Source organism: Pseudoxanthomonas sp. GM95, from assembly GCF_900109775.1.
In the GTDB taxonomy this organism is placed as follows: Bacteria; Pseudomonadota; Gammaproteobacteria; order Xanthomonadales; family Xanthomonadaceae; genus Pseudoxanthomonas_A.
Window position 1 is genome coordinate 1,075,035 of record NZ_FOAX01000001.1, and the last position, 24,200, is coordinate 1,099,234.

Consider the following 24,200-nt stretch of genomic DNA (forward strand, 5'->3'; position numbering starts at 1 on the left):
CCGGATTGCGCGACAGGCTGTTCAAGCCTGCGCGCGCACCTTGCGCGAACTGCGGCCCATTAGGCGCAGCAGCCATGACGCCGGTAGGTGCCGCACCACGCGGTACAGCAGCCGATAGCGCCAGCCGGGAATCACCAGCACCTGGCCACGCGCGACGCCTTCGATGCCCTCGCGCACGACGTCTTCGGCCGTCAGCCAGGCCCACTTGGGCAGCTTGGACATCTGCTCGCGTGTGCCGGTCACGTCGTGGAACTCGGACCAGGTGAAGCCCGGGCAGAGCGCGCAGACGTGCAGGCCGCGGTCGGCGTATTCCAGCGACAGCGACTCGCTCATCGCCAACAGCCAGGCCTTGGCCGGCGCGTAGAGCGTCTGACCGTCCGCCCCTGGGACCAGCGCCGCAAAAGAGGCGACGTTGATGATGTGTCCAGAATCGCTATCAAGCAGGTCCGGCAACAGGCGCCAGGTGAGTTCACTCAATGAGGTCACCATCAGCTGGATGAAGCGCGCATGCACGCTCCATTCGCGAGTGCGGTATCGACCAGGCACGCCGTAGCCGGCGTTGTTGACCAACACCCGAACTTTGAGCCCGCGGCGCTGGATTTCAGCGGTGATACGTGCGGCGGCGGTCGGATCTTCCAGGTCGTCGGCAATCACCTGCACATCGACTTGCGAGGCCAGTTCGGCAGCCAGGGTTTCAAGGCGCTGCGCACGCCGTGCCGTGAGGATCAGCGGCACGCCGAGGGCGGCGTACTGGCGCGCGAATTCTGCACCGATGCCGCTGGAAGCCCCTGTGATCAGGGCGTAGCCTCGTGACGATAAAGCGTGCATGGTGGGATCCAGGGATTCGGTAACAGAGCAAAGTGTGCACGAGCGCGCGCCGGGCATCCCGGCAACCTGCTTCAATCCCTGCGGAGGGGGCGTCGATATGCGGAGACTCAGGGTTGCGGCACCTGCGACCACGCTGCTGTTGGGAGCCTGGCTCCTGTGCAGCCATGCACAGGCCGCAACGGTACGTATCACCGTCAATGCCTCCGGTGCGGGACTTTCTGATGCGGTGGTCAGCCTGCAGCCCGCGCAGGGGCGCGCCGCACCCGCTGGCACGACCGCGGCGATGGACCAGCGCGATTCGCAGTTCGTCCCGGCGGTGCTGGTGGTGCAGACCGGTACGGTGGTGACCTTTCCCAACAGCGATCACATCCGCCACCAGGTGTATTCGTTCTCGCCGGCCAAGCGCTTCGAGCTGCCGCTGTATGCGGGCACCACGGCCAAACCGGTGCGTTTCGACCAGCCTGGCGTGGTGGTGCTTGGCTGCAACATCCATGACTGGATGCTCGGTCACATCGTGGTGCTCGACACCCCGTTCTTCGCCACGACTGGCGCACAGGGCACGGTGACGCTGGAGGTGCCGCCCGGTCAGTACACGCTGCATGCCTGGCACGCGCGCCTGCAGAACACTGCCTTCGCGCAGCAGGTCACGGTCACCGCACAGGGCCTGAACCAGGCCATCACCCTCGGCGTGGCACCGGCCAAGCCCGATGCGCCGGTCAGCGACAGGGTCCGCGCGTTGCAGGAGAAATTCCGCAGGATTCCCGCGGAGTCACCATGAACCTGCGCGGCTTCCGCTTCCGTATTGTCTTGCTGATGATCGCCGTGGTGCTGGTGGCGCAGCTCACTACGTTTGCGGTCGTCCAGTTCGCCACGGCGCGCGCAGTGACCAGCGATCTGCAGGGTGATATCGAGCTCGGGCAGCGCGTCTGGAGCCGGATGAATCGGCGTTACGGCCTACAGTTGCTGGAGAACACACGTGTGTTGGCCAGCGACTTCGGTTTCAAGGCCGCGGCCACCAGTGGTGATTCAGCCACCATGGAGTCAGCGCTGCTCAATCACGGCCAGCGCGTCTCGGCGAGCGTGGCGATCCTGTTGGCACCGGACGGCCATTGGCTCGCCGGGACGCTCCCGCTGCCGCAACAGCAGCAGGACAGCGTGATCGGTCCGCTGCTGGCCCGGGCTCGACGCGATGGGTCGGCGCTGGACGTGGTCGTCCTGCAGGGACGTCTGTACCGCATCGCGATGGCGCCGGTGCAGGCGCCTGAGATCGTCGGCTGGGTCGTGATCGGCGAACGCATGGGCAATCCGCTGGCCAACGATTTCCGGAGCCTGACCGGGCTGGGCATCGCCTTCGTCAGGGAGAGCGACAGACCTGTGATCTATGGCAGCAGCCTGGACGTGCCAACCCAGGTGCTTAGCGCAGCCTTGCCGCGCGTGCTGTCCGAGCAACGCGGCACCGAGCCGATGAAACTGAGCGATACGGAATATCTGTCCAATGGCGAGGTGCTGCTCGATGGCAGCGCGCACCCTGAGCTGCGAGCGGTGGTATTCGGTTCGCTGGACCAGGCACTGGAACCTTTCGTGCTGCTCAAACAGCAGATCCTGGTGCTGTCTGCGCTAGCCGGATTGGCGGCGGTCGCGGTGGCGGCGCTGCTGGCGCGTACGGTCAGCCGGCCTGTCGAGCAATTGGTCGTGGCGGCGCGGCGCATGCAGGCGGGCGATTACACCCAAGGGCCGCAGATCAGCGCCGGCGGCGAGATCGGCGAGTTGGCCGAAAGCTTCGGTCGCATGCAGCAGGAGATTGGCGCGCGCGAAGGACGGTTGTTGCACCAGGCCTTTCATGATGCGCTGACCGGCCTGCCCAATCGTGCCAGTGCGCGGCGCTGGGTGGTCGAGGCGTTGGCCAAGCCGATGCCCGCAGGGTGCTATGGCGTGTTGATGCTGCTCAACCTGGATCGGTTCAAGGAAATCAATTCGGCGGCTGGCTATGAATTCGCTGACACCGTGCTGGTGGAAATCGGGCGCCGCCTGAGTGCCAGTGCAGGCGAGGGCAACTATGTCGCGCGCATGGGCGGTGACGAGTTCATGGTGGTCTTCAGCGAGGTCGAGCGCGAAACCGGGCTGGCGTTGGCCCAGCAGCTCTTGAACCAGCTGCGCCAGCCGGTCGAGCTGCCGGCCGCTGCGATCAACATCGATGCCGGGATCGGGTTGGCGGTGTTCCCGGACGATGGGACCGATCCCATCACCCTGATCCGGCGCGCCGACATTGCGTTGCAGGAAGCAAAGGGCGGACACGCGGGTGTCTCGGCGTATCAGGCCGGTCGCGATGAACAGCACCAGCGCAAGCTGCGGTTGATGGGCGACCTGCGCACCGCCGCCTCGCGCGGCGAGTTCTACCTGCGCTTCCAGCCAAAGGTGTCGCTGTCCACCAACACGGTCGAGCACGTGGAAGCGCTGCTGCGCTGGCAGCATTCCAAGCTCGGGCAGATTTTTCCCGACGAATTCATTGCCCTGGCCGAGCACTCCGGCGCGATCCACGAAGTCACCCGTTACGTGCTCGACGAAGCGCTGGCCTGCAACGCCCGCTGGCGCAGCCTGGGGCTTGACCTGGGTATCGCGATCAACTTGTCGGTGCTCAACCTGATGGATGCGCAGCTACCCGATTCGGTCGAGCGCAGCCTTCAGCGTCACGGCGTGCCGCCGCACCGGGTGATCCTGGAAGTGACCGAAAGCGCGGTGATGGGCGATGTCGAATATGCGATCCGCATGCTGCAGCAACTGCGCGACTGCGGCGTGCGCCTGTCGATCGATGATTTCGGTACTGGCTATTCGTCGCTGGCCCAGCTCAAGCGCATGCCGGTGGACGAGCTGAAAATCGACAAGAGCTTCGTCATGCAGCTGGCCGAAGGCAGCGACGACGAGGTCATCGTCCGCAGCACCATCGAGCTGGGGCACAACATGGGTCTGTCGGTGATCGCCGAGGGCGTGGAAAGCGAGTCCATTGTCGCGCTACTGCGCCAGTACCATTGCGACATGGCGCAGGGCTATCACTACGCCAAGCCATTGCTGGAAGCCGAATTGCTGGCGTGGTGCGACGGCCGCCAGTGCCGGATGATGCCGGGCCACGTGTTGCACGAGGCACGCCCATGAAGCGGGTCCGGATGTTGGGCTTTGCGTCGTTGCTGGCGTGCGCACCGCTGGTGGCGCAGGCCGGCGAAGGGCGTCTGCTCGCCACCGGCGGCGTTTCGACGATCGAAGGCAGCGGCGGCGGCGGCATCGTGCCGTGGGCCACGTTGAGTGGCTACGGCACCCGCGACGAAAACGGCATCGTGGCCTTCGCCACGCACGTGGATTCGGGTGACTACCGGTTGGATGTGCAGGGCGCGGCCTTCACGGTGCGCGACCGGGTCGAGTTCTCGGTCGCGCGGCAACGCTTCGATCTGGGCACGCTGCAGGATCGGCTGGGTCTGCCGTGGAATGCGCTGGGCCAGGACATCTTCGGAATCAAGGTGCGGGTCGCCGGCGATCTGGTCTACACGCGCATGCCGCAGATCAGCGTCGGGGTGCAGCGCAAGCGCCTGCGCGACGGCACGCTGCCAACCGCGCTGGGCGCGCATGCCGATACCGGCACCGATGTCTACCTGAGCGCGACGACGCTGCTGCTGGATGCGGCCGGTGGCTACCAGCTGCTGCTCAACGGCACGCTGCGCTCGACCAAGGCCAACCAGGGCGGATTGCTGGGTTTCGGGGGCGATCGCAAGGCAGGGCGCAGCGTGGTGTTCGAAGGCTCCGCGGCGGTCTTGCTGGATCCGGCGCTGGCCATCGGCGTGGAATACCGGCAGAAGCCGGACAATCTGGGCTTCGCCCACGAGGATGACTGGCGTGATGTGTTCGTGGCCTGGTTTCCCAGCAAGCACGTCTCACTGACGGTGGCCTGGGCCGACCTGGGCAGCATCGCAACGCTGAAAGACCAGCGCGGGCCATATGCCTCGCTGCAGGTGGCCTTCTAGGACCATGCCCATGTCACTGCCTCGACACGTACTGCTTTGTTGCGCACTGCTGCTGGCCGGCTGCGCCAGCACGGCGCGTCCAGCGCCGACCCTGTACGAGGAGCTGGGCGGCCAGGCCGGGCTGGAAGCGCTGGTCGAAACACTGCTCTCGCATGTGGCCGACGATCCGCGGATCAACCAGATGTTCGCGCGGGTGAACATCGTCATGCTCAACCAGCATTTGAACGAAAAGCTGTGCCAGGTCAGCGACGGGCCCTGCGACTACCAGGGCAAGGCGATGGGGCCGGCGCATGCGCACCTGCCGATCGGGCAGGGGGAGTTCAATGCGCTGGTGGAAGACCTGATGTGGGCGATGGACCAGCAGAAGATCCCCCGCACCACCCAGAACCGCCTGATCAAGCGGCTGGCGCCGATGCAGGGCGAAATCGTCAACCAGTGACGACAGACCCCGCGGTATGCTGTTGGTCTTATCCAAACAGGAGTCCTCATGCGCCGTAGGATCGTCGCCGGTAACTGGAAGCTGCATGGCAGCCGTGATTTCGCCACCCAGCTTGTAGCCGAGCTGGCCGAAGGCCTGCCGCTGCAGGATGTCGAGCTGGTGGTGCTGCCACCGCTGCCTTACCTGGGTGATCTGATCGAGGATTTCGAGGGGCAGGCCATTGGTTTTGGCGCGCAGGACGTCAGTGCCAACGAAAAGGGCGCCTACACAGGTGAGGTTTCGGCCGCGATGTTGGTCGATGTTGGCGCCACCTACGGCCTGGTTGGCCATTCCGAGCGCCGCCAGTACCACCACGAGAACAGCGAGCTGGTCGCGCGCAAGTTCGTCGCCGCCCGCAACGCCGGCCTGGTCCCGGTGCTGTGCGTGGGTGAAACCCTGGACCAGCGCGAAGCGGGGCAGACCGAAGCGGTGATCGCCGCGCAGCTGGAACCAGTGCTGGCGCTGGCCGGCGTGGCGGCGTTCGATGGCGCGATCGTCGCCTACGAGCCGGTCTGGGCGATCGGCACCGGCCGCACGGCCTCGCCGCAGCAGGCCCAGGAGGTCCACGCCTTCATCCGTGGCGTCGTGGCGCGCCACGATGCTAGAATCGCCGATTCGCTGCCGCTGCTGTACGGCGGTAGCGTCAAGCCCGACAACGCCGCGGAACTGTTCGCGCAGTCTGATGTCGATGGAGGGCTGGTCGGAGGCGCCTCGCTGGTGGCCGCCGACTTCCTGGCCATCGCCCGTGCGGCGGCCGGCTGACCCAATGAATTGATCGACCCCGCCGGCCTGGCCTGCGGGGTTTTTGACCGAGAAACCGATCCATGTCGATGTTGATGCTGATCCTCAATGTGGTCTACGTGCTGGTGGCAGTGGCCATCATCGGGCTGGTGCTGATGCAGCGCGGCTCGGGTGCGCAGGCTGGCTCCGGCTTTGGTGCCGGTGCGTCGGGCACCGTGTTCGGCTCGCGTGGCGCGTCCAACTTCCTGTCCAAGAGCACCAAGTGGCTGGCGGTGGCGTTTTTCGCCATCAGCCTGTTCATGGCCTGGAACGCATCGCGCACCGCCCACACCGGCGCCGTGCAGCAGGATCTGGGCCTGATGTCCGAGCAGCCCGCTGCCGCGGCACCCGCGCCGGCACCGGGCGAGCTGGCCCCGTCGGCTGCCGCGCCGCAGGCACCGGCGACCACCGCACCGGCCGCTTCGGCCCCGGCCACGAGCACGCCGGTTGAAGAAGCACCGAAACAGGCTCCCGCACAGGGCCAGTGACGCGTACAATGCCGGCCCGGCTTCGGCTGGGGTTGGCGAAAGATTTGCCCAGGTGGCGGAATTGGTAGACGCACTACCTTGAGGTGGTAGCGGCGAAAGTCGTAGGGGTTCGAGTCCCCTCTTGGGCACCAACTTAGCAGTACACGACAAAGGGCCTTGATGGCCCTTTTGCGTTACTGGCGCCCGCTGTTTTGCGCACCCAGCCCGCTCAGCGGGCTTTTTTGTCGGCGGGCCTCGGTCGAAACGCTTTGCTGGTGACGAGAGTCCCTCAAATCGTTTACTCATGAGTTCAGTGAACGCTACAATTGACGGGTTCGCAGCAGTGTCCGGTACGAATCAACGGAAGGAGGCTGCTGCGAAGCGCCCGGCTTAGCCGGACCGGAATACGGAAGTCGCGGGTTGCGTCTTCCAAGCGCCAGGCCCGCCTCGCAGGTGGACCCGCAAGCCCGGACCCGAATGCGACCTTCGCACAGGCTGCCGCAATGCAGCAGTAGACTGTGCAGCAGGTTGCCGGAACCCAAAAAGAGAATCGCGCGTGCTGGCCAATTACCTGCCGAACCTGCTCTTCCTGATCGTCGCCACCGGTATCGGCATCTCGCTGATGGTCATCGGTCGACTGATCGGCCCCCGGCGCCCCGACGCCGAGAAGCTCTCCCCCTACGAATGCGGCTTCGAGGCATTCGAGGACGCGCGCATGAAGTTCGACGTGCGCTACTACCTGATCGCCATCCAGTTCATCGTCTTCGACCTGGAAATCATCTTCATCGTGCCGTGGACCCAGGTGTTCATGGACATCGGTGCGCGCTCCCTGGTCACGATGGGCCTGTTCGTGGGCATGTTGTTCCTGGGCTTCATTTACGTCTGGAAGAAGGGAGCGCTCGAATGGGAGTGATCCAAACCATCGATAAGCTGATGACCAACCCCCTGCCGGAAGGACGGGTGGATGACATCCTGCGTCCCGAAGGTGAAAACCCGCTGCTGGAAAAGGGCTACGTCACCACAAGCGTCGATGCGCTGATGAACTGGGCCCGCACCGGTTCGATGTGGCCGATGACCTTCGGCCTGGCCTGTTGCGCGGTTGAGATGATGCACGCTGGCGCCGCGCGCCTGGACCTGGATCGTTACGGCGTGGTGTTCCGCCCGTCGCCGCGCCAGTCCGACGTGATGATCGTGGCCGGCACCCTGGTCAACAAGATGGCCCCGGCGCTGCGCAAGGTCTACGACCAGATGCCCGAGCCCAAGTGGGTCATCTCGATGGGTAGCTGCGCCAACGGCGGCGGCTATTACCACTATTCCTACTCGGTGGTGCGCGGCTGCGATCGCATCGTGCCGGTGGACATCTACGTGCCGGGCTGCCCGCCGACGGCCGAAGCGCTGGTCTACGGCATCCTGCAGCTGCAGAAGAAGATCTGGCGCACCCAGACCATCGCCCGCTGAACCCCTTTACCTAGAGCACGCAAAGCCCCCATGGCAGAGCAAGCCGTCTACACCGAAGAGTTGCGATCGCGTTTTCCCGACGCACTCGTTTCCGTGTCGCCCTCGGGCGAGACTTCCATCGAGGTGCCGCACGCCCAGTGGCACGAGCTGTGCCTGGCGCTGCGCGACAGCTTCGGCTTCGAACAGCTGTCGGACCTGTGCGGCGTCGATTACCTGGGCTATGGCAGCGACGAGTGGGATACCTCGGACGTGTCCTCGCAGGGGTTCTCGCGTGGCGTCGAAGGCAAGGCCGTCGGCCGTTTCGCCTGGGGTGAAGCCCCGACGGGCGAGGGCGCCGATCACGCCGAAGCGCTGCCGATGCCGACCAATCGCTACGCGGCCGTCGCGCACCTGATTTCCTACCAGCACAACCGTCGCGTGCGCGTGCGTTGCTACGCCCCAAACGACGACGTGCCGGTGGTGGCCTCGGTCACCGATATCTGGCCGGGCGCCAACTGGTTCGAGCGCGAGGCGTTCGACCTGTTCGGCATCGTGTTCGCCGGGCATCCGGACCTGCGCCGCATCCTGACCGACTACGGCTTCGTCGGTCATCCGTTCCGCAAGGATTTCCCGCTGATCGGCAATGTCGAAGTGCGTTACGACGAAGAGCGCAAGCGCGTGGTCTACGAGCCGGTGACCTCGGTCGAGCCGCGCGTGGGCGTGCCGCGCGTGATCCGCGAGGACGCCCGCTACCAGACCGCCGCCGGTGAAACCGCAGCGCGGGAGTCCAAGTAATGAGCGCACAGATCAAGCAGTCGCATGAGGCATTCGCCAGCAACGAGGGTGAGCGCAAGCAGGAAATCCGCAACTACACGATGAACTTCGGCCCGCAGCATCCGGCCGCGCACGGCGTGTTGCGCCTGATCCTGGAGATGGATGGCGAAACCATCGTCCGCGCCGATCCGCACATCGGCCTGCTGCACCGGGGGACCGAGAAGCTGGCTGAGTCCAAGCCGTTCAACCAGTCGATCGGCTACATGGATCGCCTGGATTACGTGTCGATGATGTGCAACGAGCACGCCTACGTGAAGGCGATCGAAACCCTGATGGGGATCGAGGCACCGGAGCGCGCGCAGTACATCCGCACGATGTTCGACGAGATCACCCGCATCCTGAATCACCTGATGTGGCTGGGCTCCAATGCGCTCGATCTTGGCGCGATGGCGGTGATGCTGTACGCCTTCCGCGAGCGCGAAGAGCTGATGGACTGCTACGAAGCGGTCAGCGGCGCACGCATGCATGCCACGTACTACCGTCCGGGTGGCGTCTATCGCGACCTGCCGTCGACGATGCCCAAGTACAAGGAATCGCCCTGGCACAAGGGCGCCAAGCTCAAGCAGTTCAACGCGGCGCGCGAAGGCTCGCTACTGGACTTCCTTGAGGACTTCACCAAGACCTTCCCGAGCCGCGTCGACGAGTACGAAACCCTGCTCACCGACAACCGCATCTGGAAGCAGCGCACCGTCGGCATCGGCGTGATCACGCCCGAACAGGCGCGCGCCTGGGGCATGACCGGCGTGATGCTGCGTGGCTCCAACATCGAGTGGGACCTGCGCAAGAAGCAGCCCTACGCCAAGTACGACGCGGTGGATTTCGACATCCCCGTCGGCGTCAACGGCGACTGCTACGACCGATACCTGGTGCGCGTGGCCGAGATGCGCGAGTCCAACCGCATCATCGCCCAGTGCGTGAAGTGGCTGAAGGCCAACCCGGGCCCGGTGATGGTCGAGAACTTCAAGGTCGCGCCGCCCAAGCGCGAGGCGATGAAGGACGACATGGAAGCGCTGATCCATCACTTCAAGCTGTTCTCGGAAGGCTATTGCGTGCCGGCCGGCGAGACCTACACCGCCGTCGAAGCGCCCAAGGGCGAGTTCGGCTGCTACCTGGTGTCCGACGGCGCCAACAAGCCGTTCCGCGTGCATTTGCGCGCGCCGGGTTTCGTCCATCTTTCTTCGATGGACGCGATCGTGGTCGGGCACATGCTGCCGGATGTGGTGGCAATGATCGGTACTTACGATTTGGTTTTTGGTGAGGTGGACCGATGAAGGCCACGGGTAATTTCGAGAACGCGCGCCAGGTCGACCCGCAGGTCATCCTCAGCGAGAAGACGCGCGCCCACATCGATCATTGGCTGGCCAAGTTCCCGCCGGATCGCAAGCGTTCGGCCGTGCTGCAGGGCCTGCACGCCGCACAGGAACAGAACGGTGGCTGGCTCAACGACGAGCTGATTGCCGGCGTGGCCAAGTACCTGGACATCCCGCCGGTGTGGGCCTACGAGGTCGCCAGCTTCTACTCGATGTTCGAGCTGGAAAAAGTCGGTCGCCACAACGTCGCCTTCTGCACCAACATCAGCTGCTGGCTCAACGGCGGCGAAGAACTGGCGCAGCACGCCGAGCGCAAGCTCGGTTGCAAGCGCGGCCAGTCCAGCGCCGACGGCCGCATCTTCCTCAAGCGCGAGGAAGAGTGCCTGGCCGCGTGCTCGGCCGCGCCAATGATGGTGATCAACGGGCATTACCACGAAAACCTCACGCCCGAGAAAGTCGACGCACTGCTGGACGGGCTGGAGTAAGCGCATGGCACATTCGCACGCACCGAAGGGCCCGGTCGGACCGGCACCGCTGCCGCATCAGGTGGTCTACACCACGCTGCACTACGACACGCCGTGGTCCTACGAAAGCTACCTCAAGACCGGTGGCTACGCGGCCCTGCGCAAGATCCTCGAAGAGAAGATCTCGCCGGCCGACGTCATCGAGATGGTCAAGGCCTCCAACCTGCGCGGCCGCGGCGGCGCGGGCTTCCCGACCGGCCTGAAGTGGTCCTTCATGCCCAAGGGCGACATGCAGAAGTACATCCTCTGCAACTCGGACGAGTCCGAGCCGGGCACCTGTAAGGACCGCGACATCCTGCGCTACAACCCGCATTCGGTCGTGGAAGGCATGGCGATCGCCTGCTACGCCACCGGCTCGACCGTGGGCTACAACTACCTGCGCGGCGAGTTCCACCACGAGCCGTTCGAAAACTTCGAACAAGCCCTGGCCGACGCCTACGCCAATGGCTGGCTGGGCAAGGACATCCTCGGCAGCGGGATCGACATCGACATCTATGGCGCGCTGGGCGCCGGCGCCTACATCTGCGGCGAAGAAACCGCACTGATGGAATCGCTGGAAGGCAAGAAGGGCCAGCCGCGCTACAAGCCGCCGTTCCCCGCGAACTTCGGCCTGTACGGCAAGCCGACCACGATCAACAACACCGAGACCTATGCCTCGGTGCCGGCGATCATCCGCAACGGTCCGGAATGGTTCTTGGGCCTGAGCAAGACCAAGAACGGCGGACCGAAGATCTTCTCGGTCTCCGGTTGCGTGGCCAAGGGCGGCAACTTCGAAGTGCCGCTGGGCACCACCTTCGACGAACTGCTGGAAATGGCCGGCGGCCTCAAGCCGGGCCGCACGCTCAAGGCCGCGGTGCCGGGCGGCGTGTCGATGCCCGTGCTGAAGGCCGACCAGCTGGCCGGCCTGCAGATGGACTACGACACCCTGCGTGCCCTGGGCACCGGCTTGGGTTCGGGCGCCATCGTCGTGCTGGACGACAGCGTCTGCTGCGTGCGCTTTGCGTGCCGCATCTCGCAGTTCTTCCACAAGGAATCCTGCGGTCAGTGCACGCCGTGTCGCGAAGGCACCGGCTGGATGCACCGCGTGCTGGAGCGCATCGTCGCCGGCAAGGGCACGATGGAAGACCTGCACCAGTTGAAGGCCGTGGCCGGCCAGATCGAAGGCCACACCATCTGCGCGTTCGGTGAAGCGGCGGCATGGCCCATCCAGGGCTTCCTGCGCCAGTTCTGGGACGAGTTCGAGTACTACATCGTCAACGGTCGTTCGATCGTCGACGGCCCGCTGGAGGCTGCGGCATGAGTGCCCAACCGGTCGATCCCAACGTCCCACCGGATCACGTCACCATCGAGATCGACGGCCGCGTCCTGTACGCGCCGAAGGGTTCGATGATCATCCAGGCCGCCGACAAGGCCGGCATCCCGATCCCTCGTTTCTGCTACCACGACAAGCTGTCCATCGCGGCCAACTGCCGCATGTGCCTGGTCGATACGGAAATCGGCGGCCGCGGTGCGCCCAAGCCGTCGCCGGCCTGCGCCACGCCCGTGGGCGAAGGCCTGAAGGTGTTCACGCGCAACGAAAAGGCGCTGAAGTTCCAGCGCAGCGTCATGGAATTCCTGCTGATCAACCATCCGCTGGACTGCCCGATCTGCGATCAGGGCGGCGAGTGCGAACTGCAGGATGTGTCGCTGGGCTATGGCCGCTCGGTCAGCCGCTTCAACGAGCGCAAGCGCACCGTGCCGGACGAGGACATCGGGCCGCTGGTTGCCACCGAGATGACCCGCTGCATCCAGTGCACGCGCTGCGTGCGCTTCACCGCGGAAGTGGCGGGCACCTACGAACTCGGCGGCATGTACCGCGGCGAGAATTTGCAGATCGGCACCTATGACGGCAAGCCGCTGACCACTGAGCTCTCGGGCAATGTGGTCGACGTGTGCCCGGTCGGCGCGCTGACCAACAAGGTGTTCCAGTTCAAGGCGCGCCCGTGGGAGCTGCAGGCACGCGAATCGCTGGGCTACCACGATGCGATGGGGTCGAACCTGTTCGTGCATGTGCGTCGCGGCGAAGTGCTGCGCACCGTGCCGCGCGACAACGAGGCGGTCAACGAATGCTGGCTGTCCGATCGCGATCGTTATTCGCACCAGGGCCTGTACGCCGAAGACCGTGCGGTCAAGCCGCTGCAGAAGGTCAACGGTGAGTGGAAGGAAGTGAGCTGGGCCGAAGGTCTGGCCGCCGCCGCTGAAATCCTCAAGAGCCACCAGGGCGATGACCTGGGCGTGCTGGTCCATCCGGCGACCTCGAACGAGGAGGGCGGCCTGCTGGCCAAGCTCGCTTCGGGCCTGGGCACCGGCAACCTCGACCATCGCATCCTGTCCAACGACCTGTCTGATGCCGCCGTGGCGCAGCCGTTCGCGCTGCCGCTGGCCGACATCGAAAAGGCCGGCGCGATCGTGGTGTTCGGCAGCAACGTGCGCCACGAGCTGCCGCTGCTGCACCAGCGCATCCGCAAGGCCAACCGCAACGGCGCCAAGGTGCATGTGGTCAATCCGGTGGATTTCGATTTCACATTCGCCACGACCGGCAAGCACATCGTGCCGCCGTCGCAGCTGGCTGACGCACTGGGCAAGACCGAGCTTCGCGACGCGGTGAAGGGCGCCAGCTCGGCGGTGATCATCGTCGGTGCCATCGCCGAGAACCACCCGCAAGCCGCCGCGCTGCGCAAGGCTGCTGCAGATTTCGCAGAAGCCACCGGCGCCGCGCTTTGCCGCATCCCGCAGGGCGCCAACGCCGTGGGCCTGGCCCGCGCCGGCGTGCTGCCGACGGGCAGCGACGCGGTCGACATGGTGAGCAAGCCGCGCGGTGCCTACGTGATCTACGGCATCGAGCCGGGCCTGGATTTCGCGCATGGCTTTGCCACGCAGAAGGCGCTGACCGCCGCCAAGGTCGTGGCGTTCAGCCACTTCGCCTGTGCGTCCACGCGGCGCATGGCCGATGTGATCCTGCCGATCGGCGCACTGCCGGAAATCGACGCGACCCTGACCAACCTCGACAGCCGCAACCAGCGTGCCCAGGCCGGCAGCAAGCTGCCGGGCGAAGCGCGCGAAGGCTGGAAGGTGCTGCGTGCCCTCGGTGGCGCGCTGAACCTGCCGGGCTTCGAGTTCACCGACCTGGCCGGCGCGCGCGCCAGCCTGGCCGGCGCCGCTGCTGTGACGCCGAAGGCCTCGGCGGCCCCGTCGCTGGCAGGCGAGGGCTTCGAAGTCGTCGCCACCGCGGCCATCTACCGCACCGATGGATTCGTCCGTCGCGCCGCGGCGCTGCAGTCGCATCCGCTCAACACCGCGCCGTCGGTCAGTCTGCATCCGACCGATGCGCAGGCCGCGGGCCTAGCGGACGGGCAGGTGGCCAAGGTGCAGGCCGGCGACGGAACCGCCACCTTGCCGGTGGTGATCAATGACCGTGTCGCACCGGGTTCGGTGTGGATCGAGTCGGGCCATGGCGCCACCGCGCCCATCGGCGCCGGCCGTGTGAAGGTGGTGGCTGCATGAACGAGTTGTTGATCGATGGCGTCAGTCCGCTGCGCGACTGGCTGCTGGGTCTGGGCGCCATCGGCATGATCATCTGGATCGTGCTGAAGATCCTGGTGATCACCATGCCGGTGATCATTTCGGTGTCGTTCTACGTGGTGTGGGAGCGCAAGCTGATCGGCTGGATGCACGTGCGCCACGGGCCGATGTACGTCGGCATGGGCATCTTCCAGGCCTTCGCCGACGTCTTCAAACTGCTGTTCAAGGAAATCCTGCAGCCGGCCAACGCGCAGAAGTCGATCTTCGTGATCGCCCCGCTGATCGGCCTGGCGCCGGCGTTCGCGGCCTGGGCGGTGGTGCCGTTCGACGCGCAGATCGTGCTGTCCAATGCCAATGCCGGCCTGCTGTACCTGCTGGCGATGACCTCACTGGGCGTGTACGGCATCATCCTGGCCGGCTGGGCGTCCAACTCCAAGTACGCGTTCCTGGGCGCGCTGCGTTCGGCCGCGCAGGTGGTCAGCTACGAAATCGCGATGGGCTTTGCCCTGGTCGGCGTAATGATCGCCGCGGGCAGCCTCAACCTGTCGGCGATCGTGCAGGCCCAGACCGGCGATGCCGGCCTGTTCGAGTGGTACTGGCTGCCGCTGTTCCCGTTGTTCATCGTGTACTGGGTGTCCGGCGTCGCCGAGACCAACCGCGCGCCGTTCGACGTGGTGGAAGGCGAATCGGAAATCGTCGCCGGCCACATGGTCGAATATTCCGGCGGTGCGTTCGCGCTGTTCTTCCTGGCCGAATACGCCAACATGATCCTGGTCAGCTTCCTGGTCTCGATCTTCTTCCTCGGCGGCTGGCTGAGCCCGTGGCCGCAGGCCTGGGGCAACCCGGACATCTCGCCGTGGGTCAACTGGATCTGGGCCGGCGGCTGGCCGTGGCTGTTTGCCAAGGCGTTCTTCTTCGCCAGTGCCTTCATCTGGTTCCGTGCCAGCTTCCCGCGCTACCGCTATGACCAGATCATGCGGCTGGGCTGGAAGGTCTTCATTCCCCTGACCATCGTCTGGATCGCAGTCACCGCGCTGATGGTCTTCTACGGCGTCATCCAGCGAGGCGCCTGACACTCATGAACAAGATCACGCATTACTTCAAGAGCCTGCTGCTGCTTGAGCTGCTGCAGGGCTTGTGGCTGACGTTCAAGTACACGTTCAAGCCCAAGTACACGATGATGTACCCGATGGAGAAGTTCCCGCAGTCGCCGCGTTTCCGCGGCCTGCATGCGCTTCGCCGCTATCCCAACGGGGAAGAGCGCTGCATCGCCTGCAAGCTGTGCGAAGCGGTCTGCCCGGCGTTGGCGATCACCATCGATTCGACCAAGCGCGAGGACGGCACCCGCCGCACCACGCGTTACGACATCGACCTGTTCAAGTGCATCTACTGCGGCTTCTGCGAAGAAAGCTGTCCGGTGGACTCCATCGTGGAAACCCACGTGCTGGAGTACCACTTCGAAAACCGTGGCGAGAACATCGTCACCAAGCCGCAGCTGCTGGCCATTGGCGACCGACTCGAGTCGGAAATCGCCGAGCGCCGTGCCGCCGACGCCGCATTCCGCTGAGGACGAGATGGACTGGGTACTGATCAGCTTCTACATCTTCGCCGCCGTCGCCGCATTGTCCGGCGCCGCGGTGATCAGCGTGCGCAACCCCGTGCACGCGGTCCTCTTCCTCATCCTGACTTTCTTCAGCGTGGCCTGCACCTGGCTGCTGGTGGGCGCCGAGTTCCTGGGCGTGGCCCTGATCCTGGTGTACGTCGGCGCGGTGATGGTGCTGTTCCTGTTCGTGGTCATGATGCTGGACATCGACGTGGCCAACCTGCGCCAGGGCTGGGTGAAGTTCCTGCCCGTGGGCATCCTGGTGGCGGTGGTCATGCTGGTCCAGATGCTGGTGCTGATCGGGATCAAGGCCAAGATCGGCGCGGTGCTGCCGGACAACGCGGCCTCGGCCGCGGCCGAGACCTCCAACATCACCTGGTTGGCGCGCTCGCTGTTCACCGAGTTCCTGCTGCCGTTCGAGTTCGCCGCCGTGATCCTGACCGTGGCGGTCATCGCCGCAGTGATGCTGACCCTGCGCAAGCGCGAAGGCGTCAAGTCGCAGAACCCATCCGAGCAGACCCGGGTCAAGGCCGCCGACCGCTTCCGCATGGTGCGCATGGACGCGGTGCGCCCGGTGGTGCCCGCGCCCGAAGCGCCGGCTGAAGATTCGCAGGAGGCCAAGCCATGATCACCCTCGGACACCTGCTGGCGCTGGGCGCGGTGCTGTTCTGCATCTCGCTGGCCGGCATCTTCCTCAACCGCAAGAACGTGATCATCCTGCTGATGTCGATCGAGCTGATGCTGCTCTCGGTCAACATCAACTTCGTGGCGTTCTCGCGCCAGTTGGGCGATACCGCCGGGCAGATCTTCGTGTTCTTCATCCTCACCGTGGCCGCGGCCGAGGCCGCGATCGGCCTGGCGATCCTGGTCGCGCTGTTCCGCAGCCGGCGCACGATCAACGTCGCCGAAGTCGACTCCCTCAAGGGCTGATGTACTGATGATGGGCGAAATCCTCCTCTCCAAGTCCGTGCTGGTCGCCGTGGTCCTGGCGCCATTGCTGGGCAGCATCATCGCCGGCTTCTTCGGGCGACAGATCGGCCGTGCCGGTGCGCACACCATCACCATCCTGGGCGTGGCGGTCAGCTGCGCGCTGTCGTGCTGGACGCTGTACCAGCTGGTGTGGGGCGGCGCTGCGCCGTTCAACCAGAACCTGTACACGCTGTTCGACATCGGCAATTTCAGCGGGCACGTCGGCTTCATGGTCGACCGTCTGACCGCGATGATGATGGTCGTGGTGACCTTCGTGTCGCTGCTGGTCCACGTCTACACGATCGGCTACATGGCTGATGACGACGGCTACCAGCGCTTCTTCAGCTACATCTCGCTGTTCACCTTCAGCATGCTGATGCTGGTGATGAGCAACAACTTCCTGCAGCTGTTCTTCGGCTGGGAAGCGGTGGGCCTGGTGTCCTACCTGCTGATCGGGTTCTGGTTCAAGCGCCCGACCGCGGTGTTCGCCAACATGAAGGCGTTTCTGGTCAACCGCGTCGGCGACTTCGGCTTCCTGCTGGGCATCGCCGCGGTGCTGCTGTGGTTCCGCACGCTGGACTACAGCACCGTGTTCGCCAGCGCGCCGATGCTCAAGAACATGTCGCTGACCCTGATCGACGGGCATCCGTGGCAGGTGGCGACGGTGATCTGCATCTGTCTGTTCATCGGTGCGATGGGCAAGTCGGCCCAGGTGCCGCTGCACGTGTGGCTGCCCGACTCGATGGAAGGCCCGACCCCGATCTCGGCGCTGATCCACGCCGCGACGATGGTCACCGCCGGCATCTTCATGGTGGCGCGCATGTCGCCACTGTTCGAGCTGTCGCAGACCGCGCTGGACTTCGTGTTGTTCATCGGCGCGACCACGGCGTTCTTCACCGGCCTGATCGGCATCATCCAGAACGACATCAAGCGCGTGGTTGCGTACTCCACGCTGTCGCAGCTGGGCTACATGACCGTGGCGCTGGGCGTGTCGGCGTATAGCGCCGGCGTGTTCCACCTGATGACGCACGCCTTCTTCAAGGCGCTCCTGTTCCTGGGCGCCGGTTCGGTGATCATCGGCATGCACCACGAGCAGGACATGCGCAAGATGGGCGGCCTGCGCAAGTACATGCCGATCACCTACATCACGATGGTCATCGGCACGCTGGCGCTGGTCGGCACGCCGTTCTTCTCGGGCTTTTATTCGAAGGACACCATCATCGAGGCGGCGCAGCACCATGCCCACGTCTCGCACAGCTGGGTCGCCACCTACGGCTACTGGTCGGTGCTGGGCGGCGTGCTGATCACCAGCTTCTACAGCTTCCGCCTGCTGTTCCTGACATTCCACGGCGCCGAGCGCTTCCGCGACGTGGCGCATGACGATCATGGCCACGGCCATGACGCGCATGGTCATAACGCACACTCAGAAGCGCACGGCCACGATGGCCACGCGCATGACGATCACGGCCACCACGACGATCATGGTCACGGCCATGGCCCGCACGTGCCGCACGAATCGCCATGGGTGGTGACGCTGCCGCTGATCCTGCTGTCGATCCCGTCGATCCTGATCGGTTTCTTCACCATCGGGCCGATGATGTTTGGCACCAGCTGGTCCGGCCACCATGCCGAAGCCAGCATCCCGGGCCAGGCGGTGAGCTTCTTCACCGGCGTGATCGACTTCGCCGATCCGGCGCGCGACACCATCGGTGCGCTGGCCGAAGAGTTCCATGGCCCGGTGGCGTTCGCGCTGCACGGCATGATGGCGCCGCCGTTCTTCCTGACCCTGGCTGGCTTCGCCCTGGCTGTGGTGCTGTACCTGGTGCTGTCGCCGGAGTGGCCGGCCAAGCTGCGCCAGCGCTTCTCGGTGCTGGTCAAGGTCCTGGACGCCAAGTACGGCATGGACATCCTGTGGATCGACGGCTTCGCCGGTGGCGGCGTCGAGCTCGGCAAAATTTCCCGCTGGATCGATACCCGCATCATCGATGGGTTGTTCGTCAACGGCAGTGCCCGCGTGGTCGATCTGGCCTCGCAACTGCTGCGCCGCACCCAATCCGGTCTCCTTTACCACTACGCCTTCGCCATGATCCTCGGCCTGATCGCACTGCTGGCCGCAGTCATGACGTACTGGCGCTGATCTGTACGGATACGAACACGTGTCGAACCTGCTGAGCATTCTGATCTGGCTGCCGATTCTCGGCGGCGCCCTGGCCCTGGCACTGGGAACCGGCCGCGCGCAAGCTGCGCGCTGGTTGGCCCTGGGCGTGGCGCTGCTGACCTTCCTGGCCAGCCTGCCGCTGCTGACCCATTTGAACTGGGCCAGTGGCGAACTCCAGTTCGTCGAGAAGCACGCCTGGGTCCCGGCGTTCGACATCTGGTACGCGCTGGGTGCAGACGGCATCTCCGTCGCCCTGATCGTGCTGACCACGCTGACCACGGTGCTGGCGCTGATTGGCGCTTGGGCGGCGATCGACAAGCGCGTCAACCAGTACGTGGCGGCCTTCCTGATGCTGGAAGGCATGATGATCGGCGTGTTCAGCGCGACCGACGCGATCCTGTTCTACGTGTTCTTCGAAGCGATGTTGATCCCGATGTTCCTGATCATCGGCATCTGGGGCGGTCCGCGCCGCATCTACGCGTCGGTAAAGTTCTTCCTGTACACCTTCCTCGGCTCGGTGCTGATGCTGGTCGGGTTGATCTACCTGTACATCAAGGGCGGCCAGCTGGGCCACGCGAGCTTCCAGTTCGCCGACCTGTACATCCTGCCGCTGACGGCGAAGGAACAAACCTGGCTGTTCTTCGCGTTCCTGATCGCCTTCGCGGTCAAGGTGCCGATGTTCCCGGTCCACACCTGGCTGCCCGACGCGCACGTGGAAGCGCCGACCGCCGGCTCGGTGATCCTGGCCGCGATCATGCTGAAGATCGGTGGCTACGGCTTCCTGCGCTTCTCGCTGCCGATCACGCCGGACGCCGCCCACGAGTGGGGCCAGCTGGTGATCGTCCTGTCGCTGATCGGCATCGTGTATGTCGGCCTGGTGGCGCTGGTGCAGGAGGACATGAAGAAGCTGATCGCCTATTCGTCGGTCTCGCACATGGGCTTCGTCACCCTGGGCACCTTCATCGCCGCCGGCCTGATGCGCGACTACGACAACGCCGATGCGGCCCGCCTGGGCCTGCAGGGTGCGGTCGTGCAGATGATCTCGCACGGCTTCATTTCAGGTGCGATGTTCTCGCTGGTCGGCGTGGTCTACGACCGAATGCACACGCGCATGATCAAGGATTACGGCGGCGTGGCGAACGTGATGCCGTGGTTCGCGGTGTTCTTCGTGTTCTTCGGCATGGCCAACTCGGGCCTGCCGGGCACCAGCGGCTTCGTCGGCGAATTCATGGTGATCCTGGCCAGCTTCCAGAAGCATCCGTACATCGCGTTCGTGGCCGCCCTGACCCTGGTCATCGGCGCCGGCTACACGTTGTGGCTGGTCAAGCGCGTGTTGTACGGGGAAGTGGCCAACAGCCACGTCGCCGAACTGAAAGATATCAATTGGCGCGAAGCCCTGGTGCTTGGCGTGTTCGCTGCAGGCACGTTGGCGCTGGGTGTGTATCCCAAGTTCCTGACGGACCTGCTTGAGCCGTCGATCGCGAACCTGGCGATGCAGCTCGCCACCAGCAAGCTGTAAGGACCTAGAACGTCATGGCCGCCTCGATGCTTCCTTCCGCCCCCGTCACCGACCTGCTGCCGATCATCCCGGAGCTGGTGCTGGTGGTCGGTGCCTTCGCCCTGTTGATCCTGGATGTGTTCCTGGATGCCAGCCGCCGCGCCGTTACCCATGTCCTGACCCTGGCCGTGCTGGCCTTGGCCTTCGTGTTGCTGGTCACCCACGTGGGCGGGCAGGGCACGGTGTTCAATGGCATGTTCGTGCGCGACAACCTGGCCGACGTGGTCAAGGCCGCGATCGTGCTGGTGTCTGGCCTGTCGCTGATCTATGGCTGGCCATACCTGCGCGAGCGCAACCTGTATCCGGGCGAGCTGCCGGTGCTGGTGCTGTTCGCCACCGCCGGCATGATGATGCTGTCCTCGGCCGGCAGCCTGGTCATGGTCTACCTGGGCCTGGAGCTGCTGTCGCTGTGTTCGTACGCGATGGTCGGCATGAACCGCGACAACGGCCTGTCGTCCGAAGCGGCGATGAAGTACATCGTGCTCGGTTCGATCGCCTCGGGCCTGCTGCTGTACGGCATGTCGCTGGTCTACGGTGCCACCGGCTCGCTGGAGCTGTCGCAGATCAACGCGGCGATCGCCGGCATCACCGATCGCCCGATGCTGCTGACCGGCATGGTGTTCATGGTCTGCGGCATCGCGTTCAAGCTCGGTGCCGCGCCGTTCCACATGTGGCTTCCCGACGTGTACCAGGGCGCGCCAACGCCGATCACGCTGTTCATCAGCTCCGGTCCAAAGCTGGCTGCGTTCGCCATGGCCTATCGCGTGCTGGAGCAGGGCATCGGCCCGACTTCGCCACAGTGGCACCTGCTGCTGGCCGGCTTGGCCGCGCTGTCGCTGGTCATCGGTAATGTCGTGGCCATCGCGCAGAGCAACCTCAAGCGCATGCTGGCGTATTCAACGGTCTCGCACGTGGGCTTCCTGCTGCTTGGCCTGGCTGGCGGCGGTCCGGAAGGTTATGCGGCTGCGCTGTTCTACGGCATCGCCTATGCGCTGATGTCGGCCGCGTCGTTCGGCGCGATCCTGGTGCTGTCGCGCAATGGCTTCGAGTCCGACACGATCGACGACTTCAAGGGCCTGAGTGCACGCAGCCCGTGGATGGCCGGCATGGTGTTGTGCGTGATGGCCTCGCTGGCCGGCGTGCCGCCGTTCCTGGGCTTCTGGGCCAAGCTGGTCGTGCTGCGTGCGGCCTTGAATGGCGACCTGATGTGGCTGGCGCTGGTCGGCGTGATCTGCGCGGTGATCGGTGCGTTCTACTACCTGCGCGTGATCAAGGTGATGTATTTCGACGAACCCGTCGGTGCGTTGCCGGCGCCGCGTGCGGGCAAGGTCGTGCCGTTCGTGTTCGGCGTCAATGCGCTGGGCTTGCTGGTGCTGGGTTTGGCGTGGAATCCGCTGATGACCTGGTGCAAGGCAGCGTTCGGTCTTTGATTAATTCAGTACCTGGAGTGTTACAGGGCTTGCTTCATTTCCCGTAATTCTTCATAATTCCGCTCCTGATGCGGGGTGGAGCAGTCTGGCAGCTCGTCGGGCTCATAACCCGAAGGTCGCAGGTTCAAATCCTGCCCCCGCTACCAAGAAATCTACGTTTGAGATGACGTAGTCGCATCAGATCTTCTGCTGCGGGGTGGAGCAGTCTGGCAGCTCGTCGGGCTCATAACCCGAAGGTCGCAGGTTCAAATCCTGCCCCCGCTACCATGTAAAGCTGCATCGGCAACGAGGCAGTGGTAGTCAACGAAACGGCGGTCCCGGCAACGGGCTCGCCGTTTTCGTTTGTGCGTGTCGCTGAGCGACGATCAGCTGCGTGCTGGCGTTGCGCGCGTGGGTGCGGAAAACGTGCTGCGCATGAACTCGGTAAACGCGCGCACGGCCAGCGATGGTTGCCGATGGCTGGGATACACGGTGTGGATGCCGGCCGGTGGCGGTCGGAAGTCATCGAGCACGGTCACCAGTCGCCCGTCAGCCAGCGCATCGCCGACGATGAAGGTCGGCAACTGGGTGATGCCCAATCCAGCGCAGGCCGCATCGCGCACGACCTCGCCGTTGTTGGCGCACAAGCGTCCGTTGATCGCGACCAGCTTCGGCTTGCCCTGCGCGGTGAAGCTCCATTCGACATGGCGCCGATGGCCGTAGGGCAGGCAGTCGTGCTGCGGCAGCTCGTCGGGTTTGGTCGGCGCGCCACGTCGCGCCAGATAGTCCGGGCTGCAGCAGGTCACCAGCTCCATGTGCGAGACGCGCACGCCGACCAGGCTGGAGTCGGGCAGTACGCCGATGCGCACGCCGGCATCGAAGCCCTCGGCGACCAGGTCGACCGTGCGGTCGTTGAGTTCAAGCTCCAGCGCGACCTCCGGATAGGCCGCCAGGAAGCGTGGGATCACCGGACTCAGGTGCATGGTGCCGAAGGTCATCGGCGCACTGATCCGCAGGCGGCCGCGCGGCATCGCGTTCTGGCGGGCGATGGCCTGCTCGATGCCGTCCACTTCCTGGACCACGCGCGCGGCCTGCTCGTAATAGGTCTGGCCCAGTGCGGTGGTGCGCAGGGTGCGCGTGGTGCGGATCAGTAGTTGCACGCCCAGCCGCGCCTCCAGGGCCATCAGTCGCTTGCTGACGAACTGCTTGGACAGGCCCAGCTTGTCCGCGGCCTGGGTGAAGCTGCCGGAGTCCACGGTCTGGACGAACAGGCGCATGTCCTCAAGCTGATGCATTGTCATTCCAATGGCGACTATGTTTCGCATCGTAGAGGATTTATCGACTTCCATGCCGACAGTAATGTGTGCGCCAGGGTGATCGACCGGTCACCGCCACTCACCGGGGCCTCCCGGCATCGCAAGGAGAACGCACATGTTCGATATCACCCAGGCCAACACGCGCGGCGTCGCCAACCACGGCTGGCTCAAGTCCCGCCACACGTTCTCGTTCGGCAGCTATTTCAACCCGAACCAGATCGGCTTCTCCGACCTGCGCGTGATCAACGACGACCGCGTTGATGCCGGCGAAGGCTTCGGCACCCATCCGCACCGTGACATGGAGATCTTCTCCTACGTGCTGGAAGGCCAGCTGGCGCATAAGGATTCGATGGGCACCGGTTCGGTGATCCGCCCGGGCGACGTGCAGATGATGAGCGCCGGCAGCGGCGTGTCGCACAGCGAGTTCAACGGCTCGCAGGACGAGTCGGTGCACTTCCTGCAGATCTGGATCGTGCCCAGCGAGCGCAACGCGCCGCCGCGCTACCAGCAGCATCATTTCACCGAAGCGGACAAGCGCGGCCAGCTGCGCCTGATCATTTCGCCCGATGGCGCGGCCGAATCGCTGCAGGTGCGCCAGGACGTGCGGGTCTACGCAGGCCTGTTCGACGGCGATGAGGCCGCGACGTTCGACCTGCCGGCCGATCGCTACGCGTATGTGCACATCGCCCGTGGCGAAGTGGAGCTCAACGGCAAGCGGCTGCGTGAAGGTGACGGCGTGCGGGTGCGCGAGGCGCAGGCGCTGACCTTCGCCAACGGCCAGGACAGCGAGGTGCTCCTGTTCGACCTGCGCCCGTTCGAGCTGCCGGGCATGCAGTGACGCGCGCGGGCATTCGAATCGCGCTGCACGCGGGGTCGCCGGTCAGCCGGCGGCCCCGCGTGGCGGTTTGAAATCGGGCGTTGCCGTCCCCATTGATCAAGGCAGGCGAGGGCGGCTGTT

Annotated in this window: 23 protein-coding genes and 3 tRNA genes; 24 read left to right on the forward strand and 2 right to left on the reverse strand. The window is 65.0% G+C overall.

All coding sequences use genetic code 11. The features are described 5' to 3' along the window. Positions 1–21 precede the first annotated feature (21 nt). On the reverse strand, positions 22–828 hold the full coding sequence (locus BMZ17_RS05075; RefSeq protein WP_093136722.1) for an SDR family NAD(P)-dependent oxidoreductase: 807 nt from the start codon (positions 826–828) through the stop codon (positions 22–24). Between the two features lie 154 nt (positions 829–982). Here BMZ17_RS05075 and BMZ17_RS05080 point away from each other — a divergent pair, with 154 nt between their 5' ends. The 23 genes from BMZ17_RS05080 (at position 983) to BMZ17_RS05190 (ending at position 22,214) form a co-directional block, all read left to right on the forward strand. Next, the gene (locus BMZ17_RS05080) at positions 983–1,606 is read left to right on the forward strand and encodes a methylamine utilization protein (RefSeq protein WP_254775233.1); all 624 of its coding nucleotides are present in this window, start codon (positions 983–985) and stop codon (positions 1,604–1,606) included. Then, on the forward strand, positions 1,603–3,978 hold the full coding sequence (locus tag BMZ17_RS05085) for a putative bifunctional diguanylate cyclase/phosphodiesterase (RefSeq protein WP_093136725.1): 2,376 nt from the start codon (positions 1,603–1,605) through the stop codon (positions 3,976–3,978). Before BMZ17_RS05080 ends, BMZ17_RS05085 begins: the two co-directional genes overlap by 4 nt. After that, positions 3,975–4,838: a DUF3034 family protein gene (locus BMZ17_RS05090; protein ID WP_093136727.1), complete on the forward strand. Its 864-nt coding sequence runs from the start codon at positions 3,975–3,977 to the stop codon at positions 4,836–4,838. Before BMZ17_RS05085 ends, BMZ17_RS05090 begins: the two co-directional genes overlap by 4 nt. A 4-nt stretch (positions 4,839–4,842) precedes the next feature. Then, positions 4,843–5,277, forward strand: coding sequence for a group I truncated hemoglobin (locus tag BMZ17_RS05095; protein WP_093136729.1), 435 nt, complete (start codon positions 4,843–4,845; stop codon positions 5,275–5,277). Between the two features lie 48 nt (positions 5,278–5,325). Continuing rightward, a complete protein-coding gene (tpiA, locus tag BMZ17_RS05100; RefSeq protein WP_093136731.1) occupies positions 5,326–6,078 on the forward strand; it encodes a triose-phosphate isomerase in 753 nt (250 codons plus the stop codon). 68 nt (positions 6,079–6,146) lie between these two features. Then, positions 6,147–6,584, forward strand: coding sequence for a preprotein translocase subunit SecG (secG, locus tag BMZ17_RS05105; protein ID WP_093138050.1), 438 nt, complete (start codon positions 6,147–6,149; stop codon positions 6,582–6,584). Positions 6,585–6,630: 46 nt separating this feature from the next. Further along, positions 6,631–6,715: transfer RNA gene (locus tag BMZ17_RS05110), tRNA-Leu, on the forward strand. A 404-nt stretch (positions 6,716–7,119) separates the two neighbouring features. Continuing rightward, positions 7,120–7,476: an NADH-quinone oxidoreductase subunit A gene (locus BMZ17_RS05115; RefSeq protein ID WP_093136733.1), complete on the forward strand. Its 357-nt coding sequence runs from the start codon at positions 7,120–7,122 to the stop codon at positions 7,474–7,476. Continuing rightward, positions 7,467–8,021: a NuoB/complex I 20 kDa subunit family protein gene (locus BMZ17_RS05120; RefSeq protein WP_093136735.1), complete on the forward strand. Its 555-nt coding sequence runs from the start codon at positions 7,467–7,469 to the stop codon at positions 8,019–8,021. The genes BMZ17_RS05115 and BMZ17_RS05120 overlap by 10 nt, the downstream gene beginning before the upstream one ends. Positions 8,022–8,051: 30 nt before the next feature. Further along, a complete protein-coding gene (locus BMZ17_RS05125; RefSeq protein WP_093136737.1) occupies positions 8,052–8,795 on the forward strand; it encodes an NADH-quinone oxidoreductase subunit C in 744 nt (247 codons plus the stop codon). Further along, positions 8,795–10,105 (forward strand): NADH-quinone oxidoreductase subunit D, encoded by a 1,311-nt coding sequence (locus BMZ17_RS05130; protein WP_093136739.1) that lies wholly within the window; start codon positions 8,795–8,797, stop codon positions 10,103–10,105. The genes BMZ17_RS05125 and BMZ17_RS05130 overlap by 1 nt, the downstream gene beginning before the upstream one ends. After that, a complete protein-coding gene (gene nuoE / locus BMZ17_RS05135) occupies positions 10,102–10,629 on the forward strand; it encodes an NADH-quinone oxidoreductase subunit NuoE (RefSeq protein WP_093136741.1) in 528 nt (175 codons plus the stop codon). Before BMZ17_RS05130 ends, nuoE begins: the two co-directional genes overlap by 4 nt. 4 nt (positions 10,630–10,633) lie before the next feature. Next, the gene (gene nuoF, locus BMZ17_RS05140) at positions 10,634–11,968 is read left to right on the forward strand and encodes an NADH-quinone oxidoreductase subunit NuoF (RefSeq protein ID WP_093136743.1); all 1,335 of its coding nucleotides are present in this window, start codon (positions 10,634–10,636) and stop codon (positions 11,966–11,968) included. Beyond that, positions 11,965–14,211: an NADH-quinone oxidoreductase subunit NuoG gene (gene nuoG / locus BMZ17_RS05145; RefSeq protein ID WP_093136745.1), complete on the forward strand. Its 2,247-nt coding sequence runs from the start codon at positions 11,965–11,967 to the stop codon at positions 14,209–14,211. The genes nuoF and nuoG overlap by 4 nt, the downstream gene beginning before the upstream one ends. Beyond that, the gene (gene nuoH, locus BMZ17_RS05150; protein WP_093136747.1) at positions 14,208–15,302 is read left to right on the forward strand and encodes an NADH-quinone oxidoreductase subunit NuoH; all 1,095 of its coding nucleotides are present in this window, start codon (positions 14,208–14,210) and stop codon (positions 15,300–15,302) included. The genes nuoG and nuoH overlap by 4 nt, the downstream gene beginning before the upstream one ends. Positions 15,303–15,307: 5 nt before the next feature. Next, positions 15,308–15,796, forward strand: a complete 489-nt coding sequence (gene nuoI / locus BMZ17_RS05155; RefSeq protein ID WP_093136750.1) for an NADH-quinone oxidoreductase subunit NuoI — start codon at positions 15,308–15,310, stop codon at positions 15,794–15,796. 7 nt (positions 15,797–15,803) lie between these two features. Beyond that, a complete protein-coding gene (locus BMZ17_RS05160) occupies positions 15,804–16,460 on the forward strand; it encodes an NADH-quinone oxidoreductase subunit J (RefSeq protein WP_093136752.1) in 657 nt (218 codons plus the stop codon). Continuing rightward, the gene (gene nuoK, locus BMZ17_RS05165; protein WP_093136755.1) at positions 16,457–16,762 is read left to right on the forward strand and encodes an NADH-quinone oxidoreductase subunit NuoK; all 306 of its coding nucleotides are present in this window, start codon (positions 16,457–16,459) and stop codon (positions 16,760–16,762) included. Before BMZ17_RS05160 ends, nuoK begins: the two co-directional genes overlap by 4 nt. A 7-nt stretch (positions 16,763–16,769) precedes the next feature. After that, a complete protein-coding gene (nuoL, locus tag BMZ17_RS05170; RefSeq protein ID WP_093136757.1) occupies positions 16,770–18,938 on the forward strand; it encodes an NADH-quinone oxidoreductase subunit L in 2,169 nt (722 codons plus the stop codon). 19 nt (positions 18,939–18,957) lie between these two features. Next, positions 18,958–20,478, forward strand: coding sequence for an NADH-quinone oxidoreductase subunit M (locus BMZ17_RS05175; RefSeq protein ID WP_093136760.1), 1,521 nt, complete (start codon positions 18,958–18,960; stop codon positions 20,476–20,478). 14 nt (positions 20,479–20,492) lie between these two features. Continuing rightward, positions 20,493–21,947: an NADH-quinone oxidoreductase subunit NuoN gene (nuoN, locus tag BMZ17_RS05180; protein ID WP_093136763.1), complete on the forward strand. Its 1,455-nt coding sequence runs from the start codon at positions 20,493–20,495 to the stop codon at positions 21,945–21,947. A gap of 69 nt (positions 21,948–22,016) precedes the next feature. Further along, positions 22,017–22,093 (forward strand) — tRNA-Met (locus tag BMZ17_RS05185). Between the two features lie 44 nt (positions 22,094–22,137). Continuing rightward, a tRNA-Met gene (locus BMZ17_RS05190) sits at positions 22,138–22,214 on the forward strand. A 98-nt stretch (positions 22,215–22,312) separates the two neighbouring features. On the opposite strand, the gene BMZ17_RS05195 is transcribed toward BMZ17_RS05190, so the two are convergent. Further along, positions 22,313–23,221: a LysR family transcriptional regulator gene (locus tag BMZ17_RS05195; RefSeq protein WP_093136766.1), complete on the reverse strand. Its 909-nt coding sequence runs from the start codon at positions 23,219–23,221 to the stop codon at positions 22,313–22,315. Positions 23,222–23,357: 136 nt separating this feature from the next. Between BMZ17_RS05195 and BMZ17_RS05200 the strand changes: the two genes are divergently transcribed. Next, positions 23,358–24,080 carry a pirin family protein gene (locus BMZ17_RS05200; RefSeq protein ID WP_093136768.1) on the forward strand — a complete coding sequence of 241 codons (723 nt, stop codon included), beginning with the start codon at positions 23,358–23,360 and terminating at the stop codon, positions 24,078–24,080. Positions 24,081–24,200: the final 120 nt, after the last annotated feature.